The following is a 25912-nucleotide window of genomic DNA, read 5'->3' on the forward strand; positions in this document are numbered from 1 at the left end:
AAAAATATCGTAATTTATTGTAAATTACAGAAAATATGATAAAATATGGTGAAATTATATCTTTTATGCTATACTTAGACAAGTAAATTACAATTATATAACGTAAGTAATATAAAATATATTGAGGTTTAGGTTATTAATAGAATATTTAGAGGGATTAGATGAGTTATGAATAAAAGAGTGATTGAAGAGTACAATTTAACAAGGGTTTTTGCTGTTATTTTAGTAGTAATAGGACATTGTACTTATTATACTATAAATACAAATTATGGTGGAATAGACTATATTAGTATCATGGAAAATATGAATGTTAATGACACTATTACTCATAAATTACTAGAAATTATGGTTCGTATAATTTATAGTTTTCACATGCCGTTATTTGTAGCATTATCTGGAGCATTATTTTCAATTCAAATGAAAGGGAATAGATATCAAAGATTAAATTTGTTAGTAAAAGATAAATTTTTTAGATTAATTGTTCCGTTTTTTGTGATTACCTTATGTTATGTAGTTCCATTAAAATTTATATCACAGTATTTTAATGATAATTTAATTGAATTAGTAAAAGAAATAATTCTAGGACAGTTTATGTTAATGGGAAACTCAAGTTTATGGTTTTTACCATCGCTATTTTTAAATTTTATCATGTTATATATTATTGAAAAAAAATATAATGGAAAAGATATATTCAAAATTGTATTATTTATTACAATGTATTTGATTAGTTATAAAATAACAATACCGATAATTAGTAATCCATTAAGGTATATACTTTGGTTCTATATGGGATATAAATTTGAAAGTGTGAGAGTGAAGTTTAACATATATATAAATCAAAACAAGATTATATTTATCATCTCATTAGGTATGTTTATTTTTACGTCATTTATAGGCAGAAAAATTCTAGATACAAATATACTGTATTTATCAATGAAAATAATATGTAACTGGGCAACTACAATTTTAGGGTGCTTTATAGTGTATTACGTTTCTTATTTATTAATCACTAATACAAAAATTATGGATTATAAACTTACAAATATAATAAAGGATAATTCTTTTGGAATATATTTATATTCAGATACTCTTAATTATTTAATTTTGTTTTTAATATATAATATTTATGGAATTGGAGTATTTGGTAGTGAGTTTGGAGCATTAATAATTTTTTTAATACGATTAATATTAACTACTATTATTTCAATAGCTATTTCAAAATTACTAAAAAGAAAAAATTTAAAATACATATGCTAAAAAAATAAAGATAATCTAATATATGATTATCTTTATTTTTTATTTAATATATAATACGGATGAATTGAATCAATTGTGAATAAATAGGACCTGTAAATGCAGGTCCTATTTTAATAATTAATTATTTTTTACACATATATCGTAGAATGATTTTCCTATATCTGTTGTTTCTATGAATCTCTTTTCTACGTATAATTCATATTTGCTAGGCTCACTATATAATTGCTTATAACTTTTATAAATTTCAAGGTTATAGAAAGGATTATATAATTGATCATTTGTATAATAAGAGCCGTAAGGAATATTAATTAACTTTAATCTTTCTAAATTATTTATTGATATGGAGACAGATTCAACAGGAGCTACATTTATAAGTGTAATATTATTTCTTAAATAATTCAGACCACCATTAGGAATTGTTTTAAGATTAAGATTAATCACAGGATTTATACTATTATTACAAATATGATAAAAGACTTGAGCATCTAAAGGTGATAGTTGCTTTATTATTTCAACGAATGAAGGATGAACGCTATCTTTTGTATCACTATTCATAGATTTAGAAAGCAGGTTAGCATATAAATTTCTTAATTCATCATTATTCATTGAATATGATATTGCTTGTAATGCAGGGACTGCTACATATGGTTCAGGAGGAACTATTTTTTCAGGTTCTAAATGTTTTAATTTATAGGCATAGTTATACTTTATAGGTCAATATAGAAGGAATATCCTCCTAATATGTAGAATTATTTAGAAAAATAAGTATTAGGGGGGGGATTAATTATGGAGGATAGAGATTTAATAGAAGGTATATTTAAGGTTCAAAATGGGGACAAAGTTGATTTATTAGTAACTAGAAGCGAAAATTCAAATGTATCAGATGAGGACTTTAATATAATAATTGAAAATACATATAAGGATAAATTAGTTTATTGTGATAGTATAGATATTTCATTCTATAAAAATAAACCTACAGTAATAAATATTGAAGAAAAAATAGCATTAGCTGGTTTACCTGGAATTAAGGTTGTTATAGGAAATTATAAATAGTTGAATTGAGAATCTACATATGTAGGTTCTTTTTTTATACAGCAAAAAAGACCTATTACAAGTAGGTCTTAAAAAATGAAAAGTAGTTTTATATATCAAGTTTCTAAATAAATTATAACACAGAAAGGAGAACTGTTGTGAATATTTACAGCGAAAGGATAAACAATATGTCAGCACTTTTAGGCACAACATTTATATGGTTGTTTGGAGCTTGGGATTTATCATTAATGATACTAGTTACAACTATGGCTTTAGACTATGTTACAGGAATTACGAGAGGGTATGTTAACAAACAATTAAGTAGTGAGTATGGATTTAGAGGGTTAGCTAAAAAGTTAACTATTTTTTATGTCATAATATTATCAGTCTTGATAGATAGATTAATCGGCCAAGGGTGGATATTTAGAACATTAGTGTGTTTCTGGTATACTTCTAATGAAGGTGCAAGTATTTTAGAAAATGTTGCTGCTATAGGTTTACCAGTTCCAGAAAAATTAGTAGATGCATTAGCTCAATTAAAAGAAGGCAATAAAAAATATAATGAAGTAAAGTAATAGATAATTTATTAAAGATGTCTTTCAGATCATGATGAAGGCATCTTTTATTTTTATAAAATACATAATAAAAGGAAGGTAAATAATTATGAGTATATCAAAACCAAAAGTAATAAATAAATGGCAAAAGAGAAATAAATACGGAAGACCAGGAACTTATTTAAAACCTACAAAAATAGCAATACATTATACTGGTAAAGCAGATGTTCCTGGTAAAAATACAGTAAGTTATTTCAATAATGTTGTTGCAAATGGATATAAAGTAAATGGAAAATATGTTTATGCAAGTGCTCATTATGTCATAGACCTTGATGGAACTACATATCAATTAATTCCAACAACAGAAAGATGTTATGCAACAAATAGTGCAAATAGTTATGCAATAGGTATAGAGGTAGCAACAACAGGAAAGGATAATCACTACACAGACGAAACATATAAGGCTATGGTCTATTTATGTGCTTGGTTATGTCAATATAAAGGATTAGATTGTAAGAAAGACATAATAACTCATACAGATGTTGTAGGCAAGAGTTACAAGGAGTGTCCAAAGTATATGGTCCGTAATCCAAAGAAGATGGAACAATTCAAGCTAGATGCTTATAATCTTAAAGCAGAGAAAATAAAAGTACCAAATATAAAAAACTGTACAAATGGAAAAGGTGAAGTAACAAAAGTTCCTGGGACTTCAGCTACAACTCCACCAAAGGACACTTGGGAAAATGGGGATTATAACTGTAAAGTAAAGGCTACAGCTAATGTTAATCTTAGAACAGGAAGAGGAACTAATCACCACATAATTATGACTATTCCAAAAGGTACTATCTTTACTATAGGATATGTAAAAGATAACTGGGGTAGCACTTGGGACTTTAAAGGTAAAGTAGGTTATTTATGTTGTGATTATATAGAAAAGGTATAGAAATGAAAAAAGTGCTAAAGTGAATTTAATTACTCTAGCACTTAGATTTACTTAGATTGAATATTGTTTATATAGTAAATAAATTAGATTGCTTACTATATGAAGTGAAATCCTTTTTTATTAAATTAAGTATTCTCTTAATTAAATCCTTTGATTTAGCATAGTCTTTATTTTTATGTTCAATTAGCCATAAATGACTAGCAGAGCAACCGACAAGACTTCCGACTTCTTCATATGATAGATTATGATTTGATTTATACTTTTCTATAAGTTGAGAAAGTGTGTCATTTTCATTATAATTATATAAACGATAAGTTTTATCACCATATAATTTAAAACATATTGGTTCAAGTGTCGCAATACTGTTAACACTGCTCATGCCAAATTAATGACACCATTTTTTGACTTAGAAAAATTAAGAAGTGTGCCAGGATTTGAAACTGCATGTATAGTTGACCCTTATAGTGGAGGCAAAGGAAATTCTATTAGATATATGGCAGTATCTCCAAGAGATAATTATATGAGAGCGGAAGGAATGAAAAATTTATTTGTTGGAGGAGAAAAATCAGGATTTTATGTAGGTCACACAGAAGCTATTTGTACAGGATCTTTAGCTGGACATAATGCTGTAAGATATTTAACAAATAAGGGCTATTTACAATTACCAAGTAGTTTGTCAATAGGAGACTTTATATCTTATTCTAATGAAGAAATGCATAAGAGGGAAGGCGCAAAGATGAGATTTACCTTTGCAGGAAGTATTTACTTCAACAGAATGAAAGAACTTGGACTTTATACAATAGATAAAAATGAAATAGAAAAAAGAGTAAAAGATGTAGATTTGTTAGGTGTTTATAATAATAAATTAATATAATGATGAAAGCCTTACTTGGATAAAATCAAGTAAGGCTTTTTTTACATATAAATGGAATTGTTAAATTTGTGGCAATAATTAAAATATTCTGTCAATGAAAGGGAAATAATATATATATAATTGTAAATAGTAACAAATTATGGTAAAATCAAATTAATACGACTATTTTATAGGCAAAGTATATTATTGGGGTTTGGAGTGATATTATGGGATACACTATGGGGACAAAGCTGGCTAATATATCAGTTGATATGAACAATGTAAAAAAATTATGCAAGATAAATGAATACAAAGGAGAGCAAATTGTCTATAAGAAGCAACCTAAAAATGTGGTAGCTTTAATGACAGATGATGCTATTCTTAAATTTGTTTATGACACTTATATTGATAGTTTTCTTGGGGGGCAGGAAAATCTAGTAAAATTAATTCACAATGAAATTACACCACAGTCTAGAGATGAGATTAGTGTTGTAGAATTTAGAGATGTAATTAAGACAATAAACAGTGCTTTTGAAGATATTAAAATAAGCTCTCAAACTATTTTAGAGCTTCATGGATATTTACACAGATACTCCTTAACAAGAGGTGGAAGATATAGAAATGAAGCAATAGTTCTTAATGACTTTGGAAAATCAATTGATGATTTTGATAATGTCCAGGAAATAGAGAATAATATAGGCAATAAAGTTGAAAGTTTATGTGAAAAATATTACAAGTGTTTAGAAGAAAATAAAATTCAAGATCTTATAATAATTGCTTCTTTTATAATGGATTTTATCTTAATATCTCCATTTAAAGAAGATAACTTAGCAATGTCAAAAATTATGACACTACTATTATTAAACAAAAGCGGATATGAGATAGGACGATTTACTAGTTTGGGAAATCTATATAATGATGAAAATTACTCGTATTTTAAAACTATATTTTCTAAACAAGGAGATTTAGAAAGAGAATCTTATAATATGAACAAATGGCTAGACTATTTCTTGTCATTTGTATTAGCTGCGTACGAAGATTTGAATGAAGAAATGAACTTAACTGGAAGTAAAAAAGAAACTAAAACTAGAAGAATAGAGAAAGTTATAAATTCTACTTTGGGATATTTTACAAAGGATGATGTAAGGAATCAGTGTCCTGACATTCCAGAACCAACTATTAATCGCGTTTTTAACAACTTGAGAAAAAGCGGAAAAATAGAAGTTGTGGCAAAAGGTAGAAGCGCCAAGTGGAAAAAAAGATAGGCCATGAAGGGGTACACAAAAATGTGTACCCCTTTTTGAGTTAATAATTAGTGGCGGATAGAATAGATTCTAATATTTAACAAATAATATAATATTATCAATTATTTATTAGAGGTGAATTATGAGAAAAACATTATTATATATTAGTTGCAATTCAAAACCAGAAGAATTGTCATCAAGTAAAACAGTAGCTAGACTTTTTATAGAAAAGTTTATAGACAAAAATCCCGATTTTGATGTGGAAGAAGTAGATTTGTATAAAGATCATATACCAAGACTAGAATATGAATATTTTGCAGGGCGTAGCGCTTTAGTTGAAAATGAAGTTCTAAAACAATTAGATGACCATGCCCAAAAAGAAATAAAAAGAATTAATAATTTATGTGACCAATTTATGAAAGCTAGAGTATATGTTATTTCAGCACCAATGTGGTGTTCATCTTTTCCACCACAACTTAAACAATATTTTGACTGTGTAATTCAAGACAAAAAAACTATTAAGTTTGAGAATAAAAAACCAAAGGGGAAATTAAATGATTTTGATAGAAGCTTAGTATATGTTCAATCAAGCGGTGGGAAAATACCTGTATACACAAAACCCATATTAAATCGTGGAGTTAGTTACATAAAATATATTTCTAAATTTATGGGGATAAAAAAGACAAAAGAAATATTGGTTGATGGTACTGGAACTACAGAAAAAGAAAGGCTAATTTCCATGGATAAAGCTAGTAACCAAATTGATAAAGTAATTAAATCATTAAAATACTAATTAAAATTAAAAAAATTATTGATAATGTATACAAAGTAGATTATCATTAGTGTTAATAAATTAAAATAAATTCTTTGGAGGTAAGTATGATGTATATTATAAATGAAAAACTTAATAGTAAATTAAATACAACATTATATTATCATCATCATAGATCCAAGGGATTGTAATTATGAAATTTTTCATAGATACAAGCCCTGTTTTAAGTACAGTAAATGGGCTTGTATCTATGATGGTATATGAAACTTGTAAACCATATAGGCATAGCCTATATGGTTTTTTTACATGTAAGGAACTATTTTTAAATAATTAATAAGGAGGAAATATGAAGTATTTAAGCATAGAAAACGAATTAAATTATTCGAAGAAAAGATATGAATTTACAAAAGAAATAGAATCTATATTTGTAAAAAATAATTATATTCAAATAAAACCAAGTATATTTGAGGATTACGACAACTTTATTGCCATAAATAAGAGAACTCCCACAAAATCTATGGTGAAGATAGTTAGTGACAAGATTTTAGTATTAAGACCTGATATTACAACAAGTATTATAAAAAGCTTAATACCTAGGTGGGAAGATGATTTAGTGCTTAAATTATTTTATCACTCTACAGTTTACAAAAACGAAAACAAAGAAGGTATAAAGGAAATAAGACAATTTGGCTGTGAGTACTTAGGTGAAAACTCCATAAAAGCAGACTTAGAAATAGTAAATATGTCCTTAGATATACTAAAAAAATTTGGGGAAAAGTTTATTTTAGAAATTGGAAATAGTAACTACATTAATGGCCTACTTAGTGAATTAGATCTTAAGGAACAGGAAGAAAACAAATTAAAAAGTTTAATACTTAGAAAAAACAAAATTGAAATAAAAGATTATATTGAAAAATTCACCACAAGAAAAGAAATAAAAGAAATTATATATAATCTCTTTAACTTAAATGGAGATATGGAAGATGTAATATTAAAAGCTAGAGAGTTATACACAAATGATTTAATGAAAATAGGTTTAAAAGAGTTGGAAGAAATAAGTATTTTACTGAAAAATAGTGAGTATAAAAAATATACAAACTGTGATTTATCTATGGTAGGAAAGTTTGATTATTATGAAGGAATAATGATTAAAGGTTATTATGCTAATGTGTACAAAGAGATTTTAAGTGGAGGAAGATACGATTCCCTTACCCAGGAGTTTGGAAGAAGAGTTCCTGCTATTGGGTTTTGTATAGATGTGGATGGACTTATAAAAGCATCAAAAAAATAGGAGTTGATGAAGGTGGATAATATTGTAATAGCCATAGCTAAAGGAAGAATAGAAAAAGATATTTACAAAAGACTGAAGATTCTAAAAATGGAAGAGTGTATAGAAACAGATAGCAGAAAATTAATTTTCAAAGATGAAGAAAATAAAATAACTTATATCCATGTAAAGCCATCTGATGTAGTAACTTACGTTGAAAAAGGAGTGGCAGATCTTGGGATAGTAGGAAAAGACACTATTTTGGAAAATGAAAATGACAATGAAGTATATGAACTACTTGATTTGGGATTTGGAAAATGTAAGTTTTCTGTGGCAGGAGTAAAAGGTAAAAACAATTATGCAAAAGAAGAAATTTTAAAAGTTGCAACAAAATATCCAACAATTGCAAGAAATTATTTTAAATCTAGGGGACAAAAAATAGAAATTATAAAACTTAATGGATCTGTAGAGCTTGCACCCATAGTAGGGCTATCAGATGTTATTGTTGACTTAGTAGAAACGGGTAATACCTTAAAAGCAAATGGTTTAGAAATTGTGGAAGATATGTGCAACATAAGTTCCAGAATAATAGCCAATAGAGTAAGTTATAAATTTAATAAAAATAAGATTGAAGAAATTGTAAATAAATTTGCTTCAACTTTAGATAAATAAAAATATTAAAAGGGGTGTTAGTTATGAAAGAAAAACAAAGTGTAAAGGAGTTACAACCATACGTAGTAAATCCAATAGTATGTTCAGTAAAATTAGATGCAAATGAAGGAAGTAAAGGTTTATTTAAAGATTTAGTAAAACAATTGGGAGAAGAGTTTTATCTAAATGTTTACCCCGATGATTCTTACATTGATTTGAAAAAGGCAATATGTAACTATGTTGGATGCAAAACTTCAAATATATGTGTGGGTAATGGTTCTAGTGAGTTACTGGATTTATGCATAAAAACATTTGTTGATAGAGACGAATTAATCTTAAGCTTAGACCCAAGTTTCGCCATGTATTGTATCTATGCAAAAATCTTTGATACTAAGTACATAGGAGCTACGTCTGATGATGATTTTGTAATAAATACTGATAAAGTTATAGACCTTATAAAAGAAAAAGACCCTAAAGTAACTATAATATGTAATCCAAACAATCCAACAGGAAGTATGATAAAAAAAGATGATGTAATTAGAATAATAAAATCTACAGACAACATTGTCATAGTTGACGAAGCATACATGGAGTTTGGAGATGAAAGTGTAGTGGAAGAAATTGAAAACTATAAAAATCTTATAGTAGTTAAAACCCTATCTAAAGCATTTTCCATGGCAGGAATTAGAACAGGTTATTTAATAGCTTGTGAGGAGCTTGTAAATACTGTGGAAAAAGTAAGACCGTCTTATAACTTAAATTCCATATCAGCTTTTTTAGCAACAAAGGCATTAGAAGAAAAAGATAAAATGATAGCCTATGTAAAAGGAATAAAAAAAGAAAGAGAAAAAGTGTATAAATCTCTTTTAGATATGAATATAAAAGTATTTCCATCAGGAGCTAACTTTCTTTTCTTTCACAGTAATATAAAAAATTTAGAAGATAAATTAATAAGAGAAGATGTGTTAATTAGAAAATTTGGTGGGAAATTAGATAATCACTACAGAGTTACTATAGGAACTGTGGATGAAAACAATGAATTTATTAAAGCTATGAAAAAGTTTGTTTAGGAGGAAATATGAGAAAGGGTTTTGTAGAAAGAAATACATTGGAAACAAAGGTTGAAGTAAAGATAAATCTTGATGGTAGCGGAAAAGCCGAGATAGACACAGGAATAGGATTTTTAGACCATATGTTAACCTTGTTTACTTTTCATAGCAAGTTCGATGTAACTGTAAAATGTAGAGGAGATTTACAGGTGGATGATCATCATACTATTGAGGATTTGGGAATTTGTTTAGGTCAATCATTTAAAGATGCCCTTGGAGAAAAAATAGGAATTAAAAGATATTCCACTGTATATATACCTATGGATGAATCCTTGGCATATACAAGTTTAGATATAAGTAATAGACCATATTTAGTTTTTAATGTAAATTTCAAAAGTGAAAGAATAGGAAATATGTCTACTCAAATGTTTAAGGAATTTTTTAGAGCTTTTGTAAATGAAAGTAGAATAACTCTTCATATAAACCTTATTTATGGAGAAAACGACCATCATAAAATTGAGGCAGTATTTAAATCTTTTGCAAGAGCACTAAGAGAAGGAAGTGAAGTTGTATCTGGCCATATTTCTTCTTCGAAAGGAGTTTTATAATGAATATAATAGTTGACTATGGTCTAGGTAATTTAGGTTCAGTTATTAGGGGGTTTGCTAGGGTAGGAATTGAAACTAAAATATCTAGAGACTTGGATGAAATAAAAAATGCAGACTCTCTTATTCTTCCAGGTGTGGGGGCTTTCAGAGATGCCATAAATTCATTAAATGATTTAGAGTTAGTTCAGCCTATTAAAGATTTTGTAAAAAGTGGAAAGCATATGATAGGTATATGCTTAGGTATGCAGCTACTTTATGAAAAAAGTTATGAACATGGAGAGTATGAAGGACTAGGCTTAATTGAAGGAGATATAAACTTTCTTGATGTTGACCTAAAAGTTCCTCATATGGGTTGGAATAATTTAAAATTTGAAAAAGATGATGAAATACTAAAATATATAAATGAAGATTCTTATGTTTACTTTGTACACTCATATTTTGCAAATTCTTCAAATAAAGAATTAATAGCATTTGCAGAATATGAAAAAAAGATCCCAGGAATAGTTAGAAAAGACAACATATATGGCCTTCAATTTCATCCAGAAAAAAGCGGTGAAGTGGGCGAAAACATATTAAAGGCTTATAAGGAGTTGATTGTTAGATGATAATTTTTCCAGCAATAGACATAAAAGATAATAAATGTGTAAGACTATTGCAAGGTGATTTTAACAAAGTAAATATTTATGGTGATGATCCAAGTGAAATGGCTAAAAAATGGGAAGAAAAAGGAGCTAAATTTATTCATATTGTTTCTCTAAATGGAGCAAGAGGAGAAGGCAATATAAATGACTACAGCATAAAAAAAATACTACAAAGTATAAATATTCCTATACAAATTGGTGGGGGAGTTAGAGATGAAAAAAGAATAGAAGACCTTTTAGCTATGGGTGTTAATAGAGTAATAATTGGTAGCATGGCAGTAAAAAATAAAGAGCTACTGAAAAACTTAGTAAAAAAATACAAAGAAAAAATTGTAGTATCTATAGATGCTACAAATGGAAAAGTTGCCATTGAAGGTTGGGAAGAAGTAAGTAGTCTAGATTCAATTAACCTATGTAAAGAACTAGAAGAAATAGGAGTGAAAACCATAGTTTATACTGACATATCAAAAGATGGAATGATGATTGGTCCAAACTTTCATATTTACGAAAAACTGTCAAAGGAAACAAATTTAAATATTATAGCATCTGGAGGAGTTACAACTTTAGAAGATGTGAAAAAACTAAATCTGATGAACTTATATGGAGCTATAATAGGAAAATCTCTTTATGAAAATAAAATAGAACTAAAGGAGGTTTTAAGTTTATGTTAACAAAAAGAATTATACCATGTCTTGATGTTAGAAATGGGAGAGTAGTTAAGGGGAAAAAATTTAAAGATATAGAAGATGTGGACTCTCCAGAAGTTCTAGGAAAATATTATAGTGATAGTGGTGCAGACGAACTTGTATTTTACGATATAACAGCTTCAAATGAAGAAAGAAAGACTTATCTAGAGTTTGTTTCAAAAGTTGCAAAAAATTTATCCATACCCTTTTGTGTTGGTGGTGGAGTTTCATCAATAGATGATTTTACTAATATACTTAGAAAAGGTGCAGATAAGGTCTCTGTAAACTCAGCTGCCGTAAAAAATCCAAATCTTATAAAAGAAGCTGCAGAGAAATTTGGAAATCAGTGTGTAGTTTTATCCATGGATGTAAAGAAAAATAATGAAGGTTCTTGGGATGTATATGTAAAAGGCGGAAGAGAAAAAACTAATTTGGATGCTGTTAAGTGGGCAAAAGAGGGAGTGAATCTGGGAGCGGGTGAAATAGTTGTAAACAGTATTGACGAAGACGGAATGAAAAAAGGTTATGATATAGAATTACTATCAAAAATAACAAATGCTGTAAATGTTCCTGTTATAGCTTCTGGAGGTGCAGGAAAAATGGAAGACTTTTGTAAAGCCACAAAGATAGCTAACTGTGATGGCGTACTTGCTGCATCAGTATTTCACTTTGGAGAAATAAAAATTAAGGATTTGAAAGAGTATATGAAAAAAGAGGGAATAGAAGTGAGACTCTAAATTAGGAGATGAAATAATGAGAGACAATTTAATTGAAAAAAATAAAAATAAAGAAATTGACCTAGACTTTATAGATACTCTAAAATTTGATGAAAAGTGTTTAATTCCAACAGTCGTACAAGATGTGGATACTAAGGAAGTATTAATGCTTGCATATATGAACAAAGAATCTATGAAAAAAACCTTAACTGAGAAAAGAGTAACCTACTATAGCAGAAGTAGAAAAGAGCTTTGGACAAAGGGAGAAACTTCAGGAAACACTCAGCAGGTTGAAGGATTTTATTATGACTGTGACAAAGATGCCATACTACTACTTGTTAAGCAAAAGGGTGTAGCTTGTCATAGTGGAAATTATTCTTGTTTCTTTAATGAAGTATTTTGTGCCAAGGAAGTTTCAAGTAATGAATTGTTACAAAGGTTATATGAGTTAATAAAAGACAGAAAGAATAATCCTAAAGAAGGCTCGTATACAAATTATTTGTTTGATAAAGGTTTGGATAAAATATTAAAAAAAGTAGGAGAAGAAAGTGCAGAAGTAATTATTGGAGCAAAAAATGAAAATAAAAATGAAACTATTTATGAAATAAGCGACTTGGTTTATCATGTTTTAGTATTAATGGTAAATTCCAATATATCCATAGAAGATATAAAAGATGAATTACAAGGAAGAGAAAGTTAAGAAAAATGAAAGTAAGCACACAGTTATGTAATATATGTGTGCTTACTTTTTTTAGCTATGTTTTTTAAAATACTATTTGCAATCGTTAAATTTATCTACTTCATTAGCTTTGTTTTCGACTCTGTCTGTCATTTTGTTTTCGACTTTGTCTGTCATTTTGTTAGCTTTTTTGTCTTCCATTTTGTTTTTCATTTTGTCTACCATTTTACTTTTTTCGTTTGATTTTTTAGCCATTTTCAAATCTCCTTTATTAATTAATTTCAGTAATATAATGCTCGTTACAAGAAAAAATATTCATGAAAATAACAAACAAAAAATGGTATTACAAAATAGATGTAACAATTTTGATTCAATTTTTTTATTGACTTCCACCATTATGTTGGAAGACAATAGTATTGACGCTGTAGTATTGTTTGGATTAGAATTTATGAAAAAATGTAGTAATTTGTATTGTGAAAAATGTAAGAAATTTGGGGGATTTTGAAAATGAAAAAAGAAGATTTAACATTTAAAGAAAAGTCAAAAGAAAAAATTTTGAAAACAATAAAACACGTTTTGAATTATATAAGGCACAATAAAAATAAAACAAAAGTTATAGCAGGTGTTGCTATTCTTGTTATATGTGTAGGTGTAGTTTCTATTGTAAAATTAAACGCTAAAGAAGCATTAGCTTGTGCTAAGAGCAGAAATATTATGCTTCAAGGAGAAACAATAACTGATGTTACACTAAGTGGCTCAAGGGAGATAGAAAAAGGTCCATCAAAAAGTTATGGAAAAGTAGTATATATTACAATTGATGACGGTCCATCAGAATATACAGATGAAATTATTAAAATATTGAATAAAAACAATGTAAAAGCCACATTTTTTATGATTAATTCAAATATGCAAGCTTATCCTCAGCAAGTAAAAAATATAGTCAAAAATGGAAACACAGCAGGATTTCACAGCGTAAGTCATGACATTCACAAATTATATGCATCACCAACAGCAGCAAAAAATGAATTTGATACTAATCAAAAAACATTTAAAGAAATAACAGGAGAAACATCAAAGGTTATCAGACTTCCTTTTGGTAGTAAGCCATATACTCCACGAAGCTCATACAATGCTCTTATGGAATCTGGATACAAGTTATGGGACTGGACACTTGATACAGAAGATTGGAGATCAACTTCTCCACAAATAATTCAATCTGTTATAAAACATACAAGTGATACTGATGATGCAGTTTTATTAATGCACGAAAGAAAGCAAACCGTAGCAGTTCTAGATGAAATGATAAAGCATTTTAAAAAAGAGGGATTTGAAATATTACCAGTAAAGCAAAGTGATGAACAAAGAAACTATTGGAATGGTAAATTATTCAAGTCAGTGAAATAATGGAGGTAAAAAATTGAAAAAAATAACTCTTATGGGATTAACAATTTTAATCTCTATAAATATGGTAGCATGCGGCAATAAAAACGTAGCAAAGGTTAATGATGTGGATATAAGTAAAGACGCTTATAAAAAGACAGAAGAATTTTTATATGCCACAGGATATATAGAAAAAAAAGATGAAAATAGTGATAAAATAAACAATGATGTATTATCATTTATTATAGATAATGAAGTGGCTTATCAAGATGCACAAAAGCAAAATATTAAAATAGAAGATAGTGAAGTAAATGAAAAGTTTGCCCAACTTAAAGATGCATTAAATACAAATCCACTTTATAAAGAAAAATTAGAAAAAGCTGGTGTTACAGAGGACTTTTTAAAGGAACAAATTAAAAAAGACTTGGTTGTAGCAAAATATAAGGAAAACTTTATAAAAGATATTAAGATTTCAGATAAGGAAATGGAAGCTTACTACAATAATAACAAAGACCAATTTAATATTGAAGAAGTAAAAGCTAGTCAAATTTTAATATCTACTTTAGATAAAGACAATAAAGAAGTAAGTAAAGAAGAAAAAGAAAAATTAAAAGAAAAGGCACAAGGTGTTTTAGATAAAATAAAAAATAATGAGGACTTTGCTAATTTAGCAAAGGAATATTCTGATGATAAAAATTCAGGAAAAGACGGTGGAGACTTAGGATACTTTGCTAAGAGTGATAAAAACGTTGAATTTACCAAAGAAGTGTTTAAACTAGATACAAACCAAGTTTCAAATCTTATTGAAACACCTTATGGATATCACATTGTAAAAGTAACTGATAAAAGGTCTGTTACAAAGTCCTTTGAAGATAGTAAAGATGATATAAAAGCTAAAATATTAAATGAAAAATATACAAAACATATAGACTCATTATATAAAAACGGAAAAATAACAATCACTGAATAAGTGGTTGTTTTTTTACATTTTAGGAAATTATAATTCGATTTACGCTGTTCATAAGTCCTGGAATTAAGTTATATTAACTCATTTTAAAAATGTAAAAAATGTATTTTTGAGCAACGGAGTTGCCTGAAGCAGTAGCGAAATGATTCGCCAACACGTTGCTCAAAGGCATCTCGTTGGCGAAATGAGCGAAGCGAATTTTTTATATGATAAATATTGTTTTAAATTTCAAGAAAATTGGAATAATTTATAATATCTTAAGTTAATTGGTATTAATTGGTGATACAATAATATAAGATAATATTAATCATAGGAGGAGTAATATATGTATCCAACAAGAGAAGAAGCGTGGAATATACTAAAGGAGTATAACCAAGATGAGCATTTGATTAATCATGCTCTTGCAGTAGAAGGTGTTATGAGACATTTTGCAAATCTTTATAATGAAGATCCAGAAAGATGGGGAATAGTAGGACTATTACATGACTTAGATTATGAAAAATATCCTGATGAGCATTGTAAGAAAGTAATAGAAATAATGAGAGAAAAAGATTTAGACGAAGAATTAATACGCTCTGTTGTTAGTCATGGATATGGTCTAGTTTGTGATGTAAAGCCAGAAAACAACATGGAGAAGGTATTATATACAATTGATGAACTAACAGGTCTTATAAATGCTACAGCCATTATGAGACCATCTAAGAGCGTATTAGATTTAGGAGTAAAATCAGTTAAGAAAAAATTTAAATCTAGTGGCTTTGCTGCAGGTGTAAATAGAGAAGTTATAAAAAATGGATGTGAAATGTTAGATAAACCTTTAGAAGAGGTTATAGAACAAACAATAGAAGGAATGAAATCAGTGGCAAAAGAAATAGGACTTGTAGGAGAAGCTGTTAGTTCATAATATAAAAGTATAAGCGATAAGCTTATACTTTTTTTACGTGAAGTTTTCCTGATTTGAACTTATTTCATCTTCTCCTCCTCCTCCTAATAACCTTTTGTCCAATGACATATTACACATAATTGTAAAAATAGAACCAATAACTATAAATAAAATTCCCACAATCATATTCATAGGAATGAATTCCCCTATAAAAATAAAAGCGAAAATAGGAGAGAGAACCGGTTTAAAGAAAAATACTAAAGATGATGTATTAGCCGAAGTTTCTTCCATAGCCTTAAAATAAGAAGCATATCCAAGACCTGTCACAAAAACATAAATATAAATTACAACTAAAATATTACTTATATTATATGCAGTAAATAAAGGTACATTTGCAAAGTTATCTAGGTTAAATGAAGTTAAAAGAGTTGATATAGAAGAAACATGTCCTATTGATATTAAAATAAGCATTTCAATACTTCCAAAAATGAAGCTAAAGCAAGTTACAACTTCTCCACCAAATTTTTTTGTACTTTTCTTACCTAATACACCATACAAAGCAAATGTAATAGCTGCAAGAATGGTTAAAGTAAGGCCTATAGGTGATAATTTAATTGATAAGGGATTAATGATTATAATAATTCCCATTATTTCTAGAATAAGGGAGAGGATATTATGGGAGTGGATTTCTTCTTTTAAGAACATATAAGCAAATATCATTACGAAAACAGGGTTACAGCTGAAAATAACTGCAACAACAGAAGCTTTTGTATAATTTACAGAAAGTTGATAAAAAGTCATGCTGACAACAACGCACATAAATCCTAATAATAGAAATTGTTTTATATCTTCTTTGTTAAGGGATTCATTTTTAGATTTAAGTGATTTAATTGCAAAGGGCAGTAATATTAAGCCCCCAATAAAAAATCTTTCAAAAGTTAGTTGTATGGGATTGAAGCTTTGAGAAATGGTTTTTAACATTATTTCCATAGAACTAAATAAAATTGTTGCTATAGCTATGTATAAATATCCCTTTTTCACTTTACACACCTCCAATTATAAGAGTAGTACTTTAATAATCAATATTCAACTATCCATTAAGCTCATATAGTAAATTATAGTTAATATTTACATTTTATGGTAAAATTATTTAAATCATATGATTTAAAATAAAAAGATTCATATAATTATAACAGAAAAAATCAAAGGAGGAGATGATTATGTCTGATAATAATGCAAAAAGTCAAAGAGAAAATAGAGACCTTTTTACCTCAAAAGCAGGATTTATATTAGCATGTATAGGTTCAGCTGTAGGAATGGGAAACATATGGATGTTTCCATACAGAATTGGTCAATTTGGAGGGGCAGCTTTTTTAATACCTTATATTTTATTTATAGTTTTATTAGGATGCACAGGACTTATGGGAGAGTTTGCTTTTGGCAGAATGACACAAAGTGGTCCAATAGGATCATTTAAAAATGCATTAGAAACAAAAGATAAAAAAGGCGGAGGTTTATTTGGAATTATACCAGTACTGGGAGCTTTTGGTATAGCTGTTGGATATGCTGTTGTAGTAGGGTGGTTTATAAAGTTCTTAGTAGGAAGTATTTCTGGAGAAGCCCTAAATGCTATAGATTCAGGTGCATATTTTGTAGCTATAGCAGGACCTTTTGGTAGTGTAATGTGGCACTTTTTAGCCTTGTTAATTACAGCGTTAATTTTACTACTTGGTGTTTCAAATGGCATTGAAAAAGTAAATAAAATTATGATGCCAACATTTTATATTTTATTTTTATTACTTTTAGTAAGAGTTTTAATGTTAGATGGAGCAAAGGATGGAATAAATTATTTATTTGTTCCAAAGTGGGAGTATTTATCTCAACCAAAAACTTGGATTTATGCCCTAGGTCAAGCATTTTTCTCATTATCCATTGCAGGGTCTGGAATGATAGTATATGGAAGTTATTTAAAAAGAGATATAGACATACCAAATGCAGCAAAGAATACAGTTGTATTTGATACCTTAGCAGCTTTAACTGCAGGGCTTGTAATTATTCCAGCAGTATTTGCATTTAATTTGGACCCAACTGCAGGACCACCATTACTTTTTATAACACTGCCATCAGTATTTAAACTAATGCCTTTTGGAAGAATATTTGCCATAGTATTTTTTATATCAGTATTATTTGCATCTATAACATCATTAATGAATTTATTAGAAGTACCAATAGAAGCTATACAAAGTAATTTAAAATTAAGTAGAAAATTATCTGTAATACTTGTTTGCTTCTTGGCATTTATATTTGGATTATTTGTGGAAAGTGGAGATGTTCTAGGAAAGTGGATGGATTTTGTATCAATTTATATAATACCACTTGGAGCATTTATAGCAGCAATAATGTTTTTCTGGGTAATTGGTATCGATAAGGCAAAATCAGAAATTGAGACTGGTTCTAAAAAATTACTTGGCTCTTGGTTTAATCCTATGGCCAAATATATATATGTATTTTTAACATTAATAGTATTAATAGCAGGAATACTACTTGGAGGAATAGGATAATATAATTATCTAACAATATTGTAATGAAATAAAATATCAAAATTTGTTACAATTAAAGTAAAAAGAGTTTTGGGAGGGTATATATGATAATAACTACAATTAATAATGTACCAGGAAAAGAAATAAAAGAAGTTTATGGATTTGTATCAGCAAGTACAGTTAGAACAAAAAATATAGGTAAAGATATAGGTGCTAGTTTTAAAACTTTAGTTGGTGGGGAAATAAAAGCATATCAAGAAATGATGGAAGAGGCTAGAAAAATTGCCGTAGGAAGAATGGTAGAAAAAGCTGAGGATATGGGAGCAAATGCTATTATAGGTATGAAAATAGGTACTTCAGCAATTATGACTGGTGCTAGTGAGGTAATTGCTTATGGTACAGCAGTTTTAATAGAGGAGTAATTTTTAGGGAGCATATTTATGGATATGATTATCTTTAGTATATTTATATTATTTTATGGAGTAATAATAATTGGCTCCATAATTCTACTTATTATGAAAATTATTGAGAGACAAAAAGAGAAAAAAGAAGAAAATTTAGATAAATACGATAAATATTAAGACTTATAGCATAAAAATTTATATTTTTATGCTATTTTTTATGAAAATATTTGAATTAATTGACTTTAAGTAATATTATATAATTAAAGAGGAAAATTATAAGTAAAGAGGGTAACTAAATGAAAGACAGCTATTCAAGAGAAATAAACTATCTTAGAATTTCTCTTACAGATAAATGTAATTTAAGGTGCGTTTACTGTAAAGAGGAAGACGAAACAGTTGAAGATGAATATGTTAATAAGATACTAAGTTTTGATGATTATAAGTTTATAATAAAAAACTTTAAAGAACTTGGTGTAAACAAAATAAAGTTTGTAGGAGGAGAGCCTCTTTTATATCCTTATTTAAAGGATTTAATTTATTTTGCTAAACATGAGTGTAATATAGAAGATATTTCTATTACAACAAACGGTCAACATTTCAGTGAAAAAGCATTGGAGTTGAAAAATAGCGGTCTTGATAGGGTAAATTTAAGTATTGATTCTCTAAAAGAATATAAATATAATGCAGTAACTAGAGGTGGTAGTTTAACAGAAGTGTTAAATGCTTTAAATACATGTATAAGACTTAAATTGCCAGTTAAAATTAATTGTGTACTTATAGATGAATTTAATACAGACGAAGTATATGATTTTATTAGACTGACAAAATACAATAATGTGGATGTTAGGTTTGTAGAACTTACACCATGGGGTAGCAGTAAAAAACTTTATGATTTAAGTTATGTTAATACAAAACAGTTAATGGAAAACCTTGAAGATATTAATATATCAGGATTTGAGGAAGATCATAATGTTAAATACTATAAGATGGAAAAGTCAAAAGGACGAGTGGGAATTATTTCACCAATTAGTGATTGTTTTTGTGAAAAGTGCAATAAAATGATTATTACTAATGATGGATTTTTAAGACTTTGTCTTTATGCAGATGAAGAAATTGATTTGACAGATTTTTTACATAAACCAATAATGTTTAAAGAGGTAGTAAAAGACGTACTTAAAGAAAAAACAAGAAATCATACATTAGTTTAATATGTACTAGGAGATGCAAATATTGCAATGAAAAACTTAATATAAAAATAGCTAGATTATTATATCATAAAACATAAGTCTAGCTATTTTTCCATACATTTATTTATTCATAAGATATGGTAAAATTAAGTTTGTTCCAATTTTTCAAATAATAATTATAAACTTGATGAATTAACGGTTCATAGTCAAAAAATACTTTACTTGTTTCAATTTTTTCTTCTGAAATGCGTTTGTATTCTCCTACCCAATAAGGCTCTTGAAAGTAAACAGTCAAATCTGCACATACTTCCTTCATTCACATACCTCCTAAAGTTTATCAATTGATTTATATATAATTATTCATGATGTGATTTGACTATGACAAAAGGAGAAAAAAATTAGAAAACTATATGAACTTACAGCATACAATATGTTCTTCATCCTTACCATTATTATTAATTACTACTAAATACTCTTTATAATGGGCATTATGTGGTTTCATAAACTCACAAGACTTAACTAAATCATGATCTTCTAAATATAATAACTCATTATCTTTTAAAAACTTTCTATTTATTAGTGCCATTATTTCTTCCATAAAATCACCTCCTAAAATATAAATACCCAATTTTTTACTAATCTAATAAATTAAGATTAAATTTTATTAAATAAATTAGTGGGAATATGGAAGGAAAAATAGTAGCAAAATAATATAATAATTTCATTTCAACTGTAAAAAATAAAAATGTATTTTATAAATTAATATATGATTTAACATTCTCTTAACAATTATTTAACCTATCCTTAACCAAAAAAGTCGAAAAATGTATTATTATTTCATAGGAACTTAATATTTATTAAATATTTGTTAAATGGCAAAAATAATTGTTAAAGGGCAAAAAAATTGTTAAATATGTATGACAAGATAAAATTGTACATAAAAGCAGATAATAATCACTAGGTATAACTTAAGGAGGAAATTATTTTGGAAATAGCAATAAGTCTATTAGGAGGCTTAGGTTTATTCTTATATGGAATGAACTTAATGGCAGAAGGTCTACAAAAAGCAGCAGGAGAAAAATTAAAAAAAATAGTTGAAAAGTTAACTAGCAACGTAGTAATGGGAGTTCTAGTAGGAACAGTAGTTACAGGAATTATACAAAGTTCATCAGCGTCAACAGTTATGGTTGTTGGTTTTGTTAATGCTGGTATTATGACTTTAAGCCAAGCAATAGGTGTTATAATGGGAGCGAATATAGGTACAACTGTTACAGCTCAACTGGTATCATTTAAATTAGAATCAATCGCACCAATTGCACTTGGAATAGGAATAATACTATACTTATTTAGTAAAAAACAAAAAACAAAAGAATTAGCAACTATACTTTTAGGATTTGGTATCTTATTTACAGGTATGGAATTTATGAAAGATGCTGTTAAACCTTTAGCTGAATACCAAGGTTTCAGAGATGCATTTATTTATTTTGGTAAACATCCAGTTCTAGGAATTCTTGCAGGGTTTGCAATAACAGGTATAATACAAAGTTCTTCCGCATCTATGGGTATGCTTATAGCTTTAGCGTCACAAGGGTTAATACCACTTAGTGCAGCACTTCCAATACTGTATGGAGATAATATAGGAACTTGTGTTACTTCATTATTATCAAGTATAGGAGCATCTAGAAATGCCAAACGTGCAGCAACAATGCATTTAACATTTAACGTAATAGGAACAATAATATTTATGCTAATATTAGGTAAACCAATAAGTATGGTTGTTCAGTACTTAGATCCAAATGATGCAGCTAGACAAATAGCAAATGCTCATACAATATTCAACGTAGTTAATGTATTAATTTTATTACCATTTGCAAAATATATAGTAAAAATAGTATTAAAACTTATGCCAATAACTGAAGAAGAAAGTGAAGCATCTGTTAAAACTAAATACTTAGATGAAAGAATTCTTCAAACTCCATCTATAGCTCTTGGAAACACAGTAAAAGAAGTTTTAAGAATGGGTGAAAAAGCAAACTATGCATTAGAATCTTCTATGGATTCTTTATTAAATAAATCAATAGAATCTGTTAATAAAACAGAAAAACATGAAGAAACTGTAAATATATTACAAAAAGAAATATTAAACTATTTATTAAAACTTTCTAAGTCATCATTAAATGATGAGGAAAGAAGCAAAGTTGACTTATTATTCAATACAGTTAATGATATTGAAAGAGTATCTGACCATGCTGAAAATATATCTGAATTATCTAAAATAGCAATAGATAAAGACTTAGAATTCTCTAAAGGTGCTATTGAAGAAATGACTAACATATACAATAAAGCTCAAAGAAACTTCAAGTCTTCATTAAGTTGTTTAGGCGAAAATAATAAAAAAGATTTAGCTGAAATATATAAAGTAGAAGACGAAGTAGATGCTCTTAATAAGCTTTATAAGAAAACTCATATGGAAAGATTAAATGAAGGAAAATGTACAATTGATTCTGGAGTACTATTCTTAGATTTATTAACAAATTTAGAAAGAGTATCAGATCATGCATGTAATATAGCTAATCAAGTTGAATCAAACTAAAAAAAGTTGTCTCTTAGGAGACAACTTTTTTAATTATGGTATTAATTTATTGAATTTTAATTTTTACTAAATCACCATTATATCTTTCCAAATTAAGAATTTCTCCTGTTAGATTGTAATTAAAAGAGTCTAAAAGAGATTTTATCATTTTCTGTGTATCAACTATTTCTTCTTCAAATATAAAAAAATTCAAAGCATTGTTTTTTATTAGTTTTTTTACAAACTCCACAGGCAGATTTAGTTTTATTTTATCACCTGTATGAGAGTTTATATTTATGATAACTAATCTATCATTATAGTTTTTTATGGTAGATGCCATATTTATCCTCCTTTACATAGAAAAGCTTTATCTATTTATTAATTTATATTCATAGACTTACTGATTTTATAACAAAATATAAATACTTAAAAAATAAATCAAAGTGTGCTAGAATTAATTGTTAACATTATTTTAAGGAGTGGAGTTAGTGTTTAATTATATTAAGTTTGCATTATATCAATTTTTTGGATTTATATTGTCTATACCAGAGCTAATAAAAATAAAGTACAATGAAAAAAAATATAGTAGTATTGAAAAATTTAGATTTGTAAAAAATCATGCAAAAAGATCTCTTAATTTAGTCAAAATAAAGATAAAAATCACAGGTAAAGAAAAAGTACCTAAAGAAGAGGTCCTATTTGTATCAAATCATGCCAGCATGTTAGATAGTTATATTTTGGTATCTAGTATAGAAAAACCAGTAGGTGTTATAATTGCTGACGTGCCTACATGGAGACATATACCTATTGTTAGTCACTGGCTAAACATAATAAAGTGTGTTTTTATAAATAGAGAAAATAATAGAGAAGGTATGAAAAGTATAATTAAAGCCTCAGAAAATATAAAGAATGGTCAAAGTATGGCTGTTTTTCCTGAAGGAGATTTGACTTGGGTAAAAGACCCTAATGCTTTAGTTTCTGATTTTAAAGCTGGATCTCTAAAAATAGCATATAAGGCTAAATGCCCTATAGTACCCATGGTAATAAAAAACTCTAGAAGTACTTATGAAGGATATGAACCAGTGGGTAAAATTAATTCGGGCAGTGTAGAAGTTGAGTATTTAGACCCTATATATGATCATATTGAAAATCCAAGAATTAAAACAGTAGTATTGGCAGAAATAATAAAAGAAAAAATGATTGCTGCTATGGAAAAGAAAATAAATTAAAAAAAGAGAGGGTAACCTCTCTTTTTTATATACTAATGCTTAAGTCTAAATGTATCACAAAGGGCATTTTTCATATTAATAAGAACATGATTTGCATTACAAGCCCCTTGAATATTATATGTACAGTTTTTGGCACTACAAGAAATGTTTTGAGTATTAGTTAGTGTACCATCATTTACACTACTTGTAAAATTAGCCTCTGCTTTACTTATGAAACTTTCACAGTAAGTTTCTGGAGTAACAGTAGCCTCAAAGCCTTCTATTTTTATATGTGAAGCATAACAATAACCAGATTTATTATAAGCACAATTTGAAACAATGCAATTTAAATTGCTATTCATAATGTACCTCCTTCATAATATTTACTTTACTATTATTATTATGATATTTTTTATAAATTTAATACAAATATGATAATTTAAGGTATTTTATATTTAAAAATAAAGTTAATAAAAAAATTAATTAAATAGTATGATAATATATTTTGTAGAAATTTTGTTTATGTAAGAATATTAATAAAAAATAGAATACATGGAATACTGAAAATATCTAGCAAAAAAGCTGCAACTAAGGGCACTACTAAATAGGCACTTTGGCTATGTCCATATTTATTAGTTATTGAACCCATATTAGCCAACGCATTAGGAGTTGCCCCAAGGCCGTGACCCAACATTCCGCTTATCATTACTGCAGCGTCATAATCTTTTCCCAGAGCCCTAAAAGCAAGTGTAGTAGTAAATATAACAATAAATAATACTTGGCAAATTACTATAAAAACTATAGGTCCAAATAAACTAGACAAAGTGAAAAAGTCAATACTCATAAGAGCCATAGTCAAAAACATACCAAGGGATAATTCTTGTAAAAAATTTAGTAGTTTAAAATCCATAGTCATAATTTTAGCCTTATCGTTAAAATTTCTAAATAATACTGCAATAAATATACAACCAACAATACTAGGTACAACTATATGAAAATATACATTAATAATGTTTGCTAAAGCACTACCAATACTCATAGAAACCAAAACAATTAAAATTTGTTCAAAGAATAAAGTTTCATTAATATCTAATATAGAAGAGTTACTGCTTATTACAGCGGATTTATTTTTTTTATGTATACTTGAAGACTTTAAATGATACTTTTCAATTAAAATCTTGGCAACAGGACCTCCAATTATTCCACCCATAATTAAACCTAAAGTAGCAGAAGCAAATCCTACACTACAAGCATTAGTTACACCTAAAGATTCTAGAGTCCTTCCAAAAGCCAAAGAATAACCATGTCCACCTTCCATAGAGATATTGCCGCACATTAAACCTAAAAGAGGATTAATATTTAAAAGTTTTGATGAAACAAAAGTTATTATATTTTGAGAAAATCCTAAAAGGGCACATAGTAACCAATAGATAATTAAAACTTTTCCTCCTTTTTTTAACAACTTAAAGCTCACATTTAGCCCTACTATTGTGAAGAAAAATGACATAAAATATGGCATAAGTAGAGTATTCATAGATACATTTACTATTTTAAAATATTCTAAAATAAAAACAAATAATGAAAATGTGAGACCCCCTACAACGGGAGAGGGAATACATAATTTATTAAGGATGTAGATTTTATTAGTAAGAAAATTTCCAAACAAATATAATACAATGGATAATATTAAAGTGCTTACTATGTTTAAATCTAGATTATACATCTTTTCACCTACCTTTATATACAAAATTATTTAAAGACGTTGATAAATCAACGTCTTTAAATTTAAAATATTATTGTATGCAATTAAAAGGAAATA

The 25912-nt window shown here is 27.7% G+C and carries 33 protein-coding genes; 24 read left to right on the plus strand and 9 right to left on the minus strand.

Annotation, left to right across the window (positions count from 1 at the left end):
* The first annotated feature begins 168 nt into the window (after positions 1–168).
* Entirely contained in the window at positions 169–1257 is a 1089-nt protein-coding gene (locus JW646_RS17335) for an acyltransferase family protein (RefSeq protein WP_228415819.1), read from the plus strand.
* Positions 1258–1374: 117 nt separating this feature from the next.
* Here the strand turns inward: JW646_RS17335 and JW646_RS17340 are convergent, their stop codons facing one another.
* Positions 1375–1968: a DUF4393 domain-containing protein gene (locus JW646_RS17340; protein WP_228417402.1), complete on the minus strand. Its 594-nt coding sequence runs from the start codon at positions 1966–1968 to the stop codon at positions 1375–1377.
* A 75-nt stretch (positions 1969–2043) separates the two neighbouring features.
* On the opposite strand from JW646_RS17340, the gene JW646_RS17345 reads away from it, so the two are divergent.
* From JW646_RS17345 to JW646_RS17355, 3 genes are all read left to right on the plus strand, one after another.
* The gene (locus JW646_RS17345; RefSeq protein ID WP_228415820.1) at positions 2044–2310 is read left to right on the plus strand and encodes a hypothetical protein; all 267 of its coding nucleotides are present in this window, start codon (positions 2044–2046) and stop codon (positions 2308–2310) included.
* Between the two features lie 137 nt (positions 2311–2447).
* Complete coding sequence (locus tag JW646_RS17350; protein ID WP_331478036.1) at positions 2448–2864, plus strand: phage holin family protein; 417 nt, start codon at positions 2448–2450, stop codon at positions 2862–2864.
* A gap of 88 nt (positions 2865–2952) precedes the next feature.
* On the plus strand, positions 2953–3786 hold the full coding sequence (locus JW646_RS17355) for an N-acetylmuramoyl-L-alanine amidase (protein WP_228415821.1): 834 nt from the start codon (positions 2953–2955) through the stop codon (positions 3784–3786).
* Positions 3787–3853: 67 nt separating this feature from the next.
* Here JW646_RS17355 and JW646_RS17360 read toward each other — a convergent pair whose 3' ends face one another.
* Complete coding sequence (locus JW646_RS17360) at positions 3854–4165, minus strand: helix-turn-helix domain-containing protein (protein WP_228415822.1); 312 nt, start codon at positions 4163–4165, stop codon at positions 3854–3856.
* Positions 4166–4174: 9 nt separating this feature from the next.
* Between JW646_RS17360 and JW646_RS17365 the strand changes: the two genes are divergently transcribed.
* The 11 genes from JW646_RS17365 to hisIE all read left to right on the plus strand — a co-directional run bounded on the left by JW646_RS17365 (position 4175) and on the right by hisIE (position 12973).
* Positions 4175–4660 (plus strand): FAD-dependent oxidoreductase, encoded by a 486-nt coding sequence (locus tag JW646_RS17365; RefSeq protein ID WP_228415823.1) that lies wholly within the window; start codon positions 4175–4177, stop codon positions 4658–4660.
* Between the two features lie 206 nt (positions 4661–4866).
* The gene (locus JW646_RS17370; RefSeq protein ID WP_074916260.1) at positions 4867–5904 is read left to right on the plus strand and encodes a Fic family protein; all 1038 of its coding nucleotides are present in this window, start codon (positions 4867–4869) and stop codon (positions 5902–5904) included.
* Between the two features lie 121 nt (positions 5905–6025).
* Positions 6026–6676: an FMN-dependent NADH-azoreductase gene (locus JW646_RS17375; protein WP_074916262.1), complete on the plus strand. Its 651-nt coding sequence runs from the start codon at positions 6026–6028 to the stop codon at positions 6674–6676.
* Between the two features lie 325 nt (positions 6677–7001).
* Positions 7002–7946, plus strand: a complete 945-nt coding sequence (locus JW646_RS17380; RefSeq protein ID WP_074916264.1) for an ATP phosphoribosyltransferase regulatory subunit — start codon at positions 7002–7004, stop codon at positions 7944–7946.
* A 12-nt stretch (positions 7947–7958) separates the two neighbouring features.
* Entirely contained in the window at positions 7959–8594 is a 636-nt protein-coding gene (hisG, locus tag JW646_RS17385) for an ATP phosphoribosyltransferase (RefSeq protein WP_139216744.1), read from the plus strand.
* A gap of 23 nt (positions 8595–8617) precedes the next feature.
* Positions 8618–9643, plus strand: coding sequence for a histidinol-phosphate transaminase (gene hisC, locus JW646_RS17390; RefSeq protein WP_228415824.1), 1026 nt, complete (start codon positions 8618–8620; stop codon positions 9641–9643).
* A gap of 8 nt (positions 9644–9651) precedes the next feature.
* The gene (gene hisB / locus JW646_RS17395; protein ID WP_228415825.1) at positions 9652–10230 is read left to right on the plus strand and encodes an imidazoleglycerol-phosphate dehydratase HisB; all 579 of its coding nucleotides are present in this window, start codon (positions 9652–9654) and stop codon (positions 10228–10230) included.
* A complete protein-coding gene (hisH, locus tag JW646_RS17400) occupies positions 10230–10835 on the plus strand; it encodes an imidazole glycerol phosphate synthase subunit HisH (RefSeq protein ID WP_228415826.1) in 606 nt (201 codons plus the stop codon). The genes hisB and hisH overlap by 1 nt, the downstream gene beginning before the upstream one ends.
* Positions 10832–11542 carry a 1-(5-phosphoribosyl)-5-[(5-phosphoribosylamino)methylideneamino]imidazole-4-carboxamide isomerase gene (gene hisA / locus JW646_RS17405; RefSeq protein WP_074916274.1) on the plus strand — a complete coding sequence of 237 codons (711 nt, stop codon included), beginning with the start codon at positions 10832–10834 and terminating at the stop codon, positions 11540–11542. The genes hisH and hisA overlap by 4 nt, the downstream gene beginning before the upstream one ends.
* On the plus strand, positions 11536–12294 hold the full coding sequence (gene hisF, locus JW646_RS17410) for an imidazole glycerol phosphate synthase subunit HisF (protein WP_228415827.1): 759 nt from the start codon (positions 11536–11538) through the stop codon (positions 12292–12294). Before hisA ends, hisF begins: the two co-directional genes overlap by 7 nt.
* Positions 12295–12310: 16 nt before the next feature.
* The gene (gene hisIE, locus JW646_RS17415; protein ID WP_228415828.1) at positions 12311–12973 is read left to right on the plus strand and encodes a bifunctional phosphoribosyl-AMP cyclohydrolase/phosphoribosyl-ATP diphosphatase HisIE; all 663 of its coding nucleotides are present in this window, start codon (positions 12311–12313) and stop codon (positions 12971–12973) included.
* 72 nt (positions 12974–13045) lie between these two features.
* On the opposite strand, the gene JW646_RS17420 is transcribed toward hisIE, so the two are convergent.
* On the minus strand, positions 13046–13207 hold the full coding sequence (locus JW646_RS17420; protein WP_228415829.1) for a hypothetical protein: 162 nt from the start codon (positions 13205–13207) through the stop codon (positions 13046–13048).
* Positions 13208–13459: 252 nt separating this feature from the next.
* Here JW646_RS17420 and JW646_RS17425 point away from each other — a divergent pair, with 252 nt between their 5' ends.
* The 3 genes from JW646_RS17425 (at position 13460) to JW646_RS17435 (ending at position 16203) form a co-directional block, all read left to right on the plus strand.
* Complete coding sequence (locus JW646_RS17425) at positions 13460–14356, plus strand: polysaccharide deacetylase family protein (protein ID WP_083399275.1); 897 nt, start codon at positions 13460–13462, stop codon at positions 14354–14356.
* A gap of 13 nt (positions 14357–14369) precedes the next feature.
* A complete protein-coding gene (locus tag JW646_RS17430) occupies positions 14370–15302 on the plus strand; it encodes a peptidylprolyl isomerase (protein WP_228415830.1) in 933 nt (310 codons plus the stop codon).
* 322 nt (positions 15303–15624) lie between these two features.
* Positions 15625–16203: an HDIG domain-containing metalloprotein gene (locus tag JW646_RS17435; RefSeq protein ID WP_074916281.1), complete on the plus strand. Its 579-nt coding sequence runs from the start codon at positions 15625–15627 to the stop codon at positions 16201–16203.
* A gap of 33 nt (positions 16204–16236) precedes the next feature.
* Here JW646_RS17435 and JW646_RS17440 read toward each other — a convergent pair whose 3' ends face one another.
* A complete protein-coding gene (locus JW646_RS17440) occupies positions 16237–17223 on the minus strand; it encodes a DMT family transporter (RefSeq protein WP_228415831.1) in 987 nt (328 codons plus the stop codon).
* Positions 17224–17402: 179 nt separating this feature from the next.
* Between JW646_RS17440 and JW646_RS17445 the strand changes: the two genes are divergently transcribed.
* From JW646_RS17445 to moaA, 4 genes are all read left to right on the plus strand, one after another.
* Complete coding sequence (locus JW646_RS17445; RefSeq protein WP_228415832.1) at positions 17403–18743, plus strand: sodium-dependent transporter; 1341 nt, start codon at positions 17403–17405, stop codon at positions 18741–18743.
* An 83-nt stretch (positions 18744–18826) separates the two neighbouring features.
* The gene (locus tag JW646_RS17450) at positions 18827–19144 is read left to right on the plus strand and encodes a YbjQ family protein (RefSeq protein ID WP_074916287.1); all 318 of its coding nucleotides are present in this window, start codon (positions 18827–18829) and stop codon (positions 19142–19144) included.
* 18 nt (positions 19145–19162) lie between these two features.
* Positions 19163–19303, plus strand: coding sequence for a hypothetical protein (locus JW646_RS17455; RefSeq protein WP_175487602.1), 141 nt, complete (start codon positions 19163–19165; stop codon positions 19301–19303).
* 119 nt (positions 19304–19422) lie between these two features.
* The gene (gene moaA / locus JW646_RS17460) at positions 19423–20334 is read left to right on the plus strand and encodes a GTP 3',8-cyclase MoaA (protein ID WP_074916289.1); all 912 of its coding nucleotides are present in this window, start codon (positions 19423–19425) and stop codon (positions 20332–20334) included.
* A 103-nt stretch (positions 20335–20437) separates the two neighbouring features.
* Here moaA and JW646_RS17465 read toward each other — a convergent pair whose 3' ends face one another.
* Positions 20438–20629, minus strand: a complete 192-nt coding sequence (locus JW646_RS17465) for a DUF2992 family protein (RefSeq protein WP_018591147.1) — start codon at positions 20627–20629, stop codon at positions 20438–20440.
* Positions 20630–20719: 90 nt separating this feature from the next.
* The gene (locus JW646_RS17470) at positions 20720–20911 is read right to left on the minus strand and encodes a hypothetical protein (protein WP_228415833.1); all 192 of its coding nucleotides are present in this window, start codon (positions 20909–20911) and stop codon (positions 20720–20722) included.
* Between the two features lie 387 nt (positions 20912–21298).
* Here JW646_RS17470 and JW646_RS17475 point away from each other — a divergent pair, with 387 nt between their 5' ends.
* Positions 21299–22906 carry a Na/Pi cotransporter family protein gene (locus JW646_RS17475; protein ID WP_148556639.1) on the plus strand — a complete coding sequence of 536 codons (1608 nt, stop codon included), beginning with the start codon at positions 21299–21301 and terminating at the stop codon, positions 22904–22906.
* 46 nt (positions 22907–22952) lie between these two features.
* Here the strand turns inward: JW646_RS17475 and JW646_RS17480 are convergent, their stop codons facing one another.
* A complete protein-coding gene (locus JW646_RS17480; RefSeq protein ID WP_074916295.1) occupies positions 22953–23225 on the minus strand; it encodes a hypothetical protein in 273 nt (90 codons plus the stop codon).
* A gap of 148 nt (positions 23226–23373) precedes the next feature.
* Here JW646_RS17480 and JW646_RS17485 point away from each other — a divergent pair, with 148 nt between their 5' ends.
* Positions 23374–24114, plus strand: coding sequence for a lysophospholipid acyltransferase family protein (locus JW646_RS17485; RefSeq protein ID WP_148556640.1), 741 nt, complete (start codon positions 23374–23376; stop codon positions 24112–24114).
* Positions 24115–24146: 32 nt separating this feature from the next.
* Here the strand turns inward: JW646_RS17485 and JW646_RS17490 are convergent, their stop codons facing one another.
* Together JW646_RS17490 and JW646_RS17495 are read right to left on the minus strand one after the other, a co-directional pair.
* Positions 24147–24455, minus strand: coding sequence for a DUF1540 domain-containing protein (locus JW646_RS17490; protein WP_228415834.1), 309 nt, complete (start codon positions 24453–24455; stop codon positions 24147–24149).
* A 158-nt stretch (positions 24456–24613) separates the two neighbouring features.
* On the minus strand, positions 24614–25816 hold the full coding sequence (locus JW646_RS17495) for a sodium/glutamate symporter (RefSeq protein ID WP_074916300.1): 1203 nt from the start codon (positions 25814–25816) through the stop codon (positions 24614–24616).
* Between the last annotated feature and the right edge of the window lie 96 nt (positions 25817–25912).

The sequence above is a fragment of the Terrisporobacter hibernicus genome (genome assembly GCF_020809405.1).
GTDB classification, from domain to species: domain Bacteria; phylum Bacillota; class Clostridia; order Peptostreptococcales; family Peptostreptococcaceae; genus Terrisporobacter; species Terrisporobacter petrolearius.

What these genes read in the sequence shown, in the direction of transcription:
- JW646_RS17335 (WP_228415819.1), top strand. Translation starts at nt 169, where the DNA reads ATGAATAAAAGAGTGATTGAAGAGTACAATTTAACAAGGGTTTTTGCT.
- JW646_RS17345 (WP_228415820.1), top strand. Translation starts at nt 2,044, where the DNA reads ATGGAGGATAGAGATTTAATAGAAGGTATATTTAAGGTTCAAAATGGG.
- JW646_RS17355 (WP_228415821.1), top strand. Translation starts at nt 2,953, where the DNA reads ATGAGTATATCAAAACCAAAAGTAATAAATAAATGGCAAAAGAGAAAT.
- JW646_RS17360 (WP_228415822.1), bottom strand. Translation starts at nt 4,165, where the DNA reads ATGAGCAGTGTTAACAGTATTGCGACACTTGAACCAATATGTTTTAAA.
- JW646_RS17365 (WP_228415823.1), top strand. Translation starts at nt 4,175, where the DNA reads ATGACACCATTTTTTGACTTAGAAAAATTAAGAAGTGTGCCAGGATTT.
- JW646_RS17370 (WP_074916260.1), top strand. Translation starts at nt 4,867, where the DNA reads ATGGGATACACTATGGGGACAAAGCTGGCTAATATATCAGTTGATATG.
- JW646_RS17375 (WP_074916262.1), top strand. Translation starts at nt 6,026, where the DNA reads ATGAGAAAAACATTATTATATATTAGTTGCAATTCAAAACCAGAAGAA.
- JW646_RS17380 (WP_074916264.1), top strand. Translation starts at nt 7,002, where the DNA reads ATGAAGTATTTAAGCATAGAAAACGAATTAAATTATTCGAAGAAAAGA.
- hisC (WP_228415824.1), top strand. Translation starts at nt 8,618, where the DNA reads ATGAAAGAAAAACAAAGTGTAAAGGAGTTACAACCATACGTAGTAAAT.
- hisB (WP_228415825.1), top strand. Translation starts at nt 9,652, where the DNA reads ATGAGAAAGGGTTTTGTAGAAAGAAATACATTGGAAACAAAGGTTGAA.
- hisH (WP_228415826.1), top strand. Translation starts at nt 10,230, where the DNA reads ATGAATATAATAGTTGACTATGGTCTAGGTAATTTAGGTTCAGTTATT.
- hisA (WP_074916274.1), top strand. Translation starts at nt 10,832, where the DNA reads ATGATAATTTTTCCAGCAATAGACATAAAAGATAATAAATGTGTAAGA.
- hisF (WP_228415827.1), top strand. Translation starts at nt 11,536, where the DNA reads ATGTTAACAAAAAGAATTATACCATGTCTTGATGTTAGAAATGGGAGA.
- hisIE (WP_228415828.1), top strand. Translation starts at nt 12,311, where the DNA reads ATGAGAGACAATTTAATTGAAAAAAATAAAAATAAAGAAATTGACCTA.
- JW646_RS17420 (WP_228415829.1), bottom strand. Translation starts at nt 13,207, where the DNA reads ATGGCTAAAAAATCAAACGAAAAAAGTAAAATGGTAGACAAAATGAAA.
- JW646_RS17425 (WP_083399275.1), top strand. Translation starts at nt 13,460, where the DNA reads ATGAAAAAAGAAGATTTAACATTTAAAGAAAAGTCAAAAGAAAAAATT.
- JW646_RS17435 (WP_074916281.1), top strand. Translation starts at nt 15,625, where the DNA reads ATGTATCCAACAAGAGAAGAAGCGTGGAATATACTAAAGGAGTATAAC.
- JW646_RS17445 (WP_228415832.1), top strand. Translation starts at nt 17,403, where the DNA reads ATGTCTGATAATAATGCAAAAAGTCAAAGAGAAAATAGAGACCTTTTT.
- JW646_RS17450 (WP_074916287.1), top strand. Translation starts at nt 18,827, where the DNA reads ATGATAATAACTACAATTAATAATGTACCAGGAAAAGAAATAAAAGAA.
- JW646_RS17455 (WP_175487602.1), top strand. Translation starts at nt 19,163, where the DNA reads ATGGATATGATTATCTTTAGTATATTTATATTATTTTATGGAGTAATA.
- moaA (WP_074916289.1), top strand. Translation starts at nt 19,423, where the DNA reads ATGAAAGACAGCTATTCAAGAGAAATAAACTATCTTAGAATTTCTCTT.
- JW646_RS17465 (WP_018591147.1), bottom strand. Translation starts at nt 20,629, where the DNA reads ATGAAGGAAGTATGTGCAGATTTGACTGTTTACTTTCAAGAGCCTTAT.
- JW646_RS17470 (WP_228415833.1), bottom strand. Translation starts at nt 20,911, where the DNA reads ATGGAAGAAATAATGGCACTAATAAATAGAAAGTTTTTAAAAGATAAT.
- JW646_RS17480 (WP_074916295.1), bottom strand. Translation starts at nt 23,225, where the DNA reads ATGGCATCTACCATAAAAAACTATAATGATAGATTAGTTATCATAAAT.
- JW646_RS17490 (WP_228415834.1), bottom strand. Translation starts at nt 24,455, where the DNA reads ATGAATAGCAATTTAAATTGCATTGTTTCAAATTGTGCTTATAATAAA.
- JW646_RS17495 (WP_074916300.1), bottom strand. Translation starts at nt 25,816, where the DNA reads ATGTATAATCTAGATTTAAACATAGTAAGCACTTTAATATTATCCATT.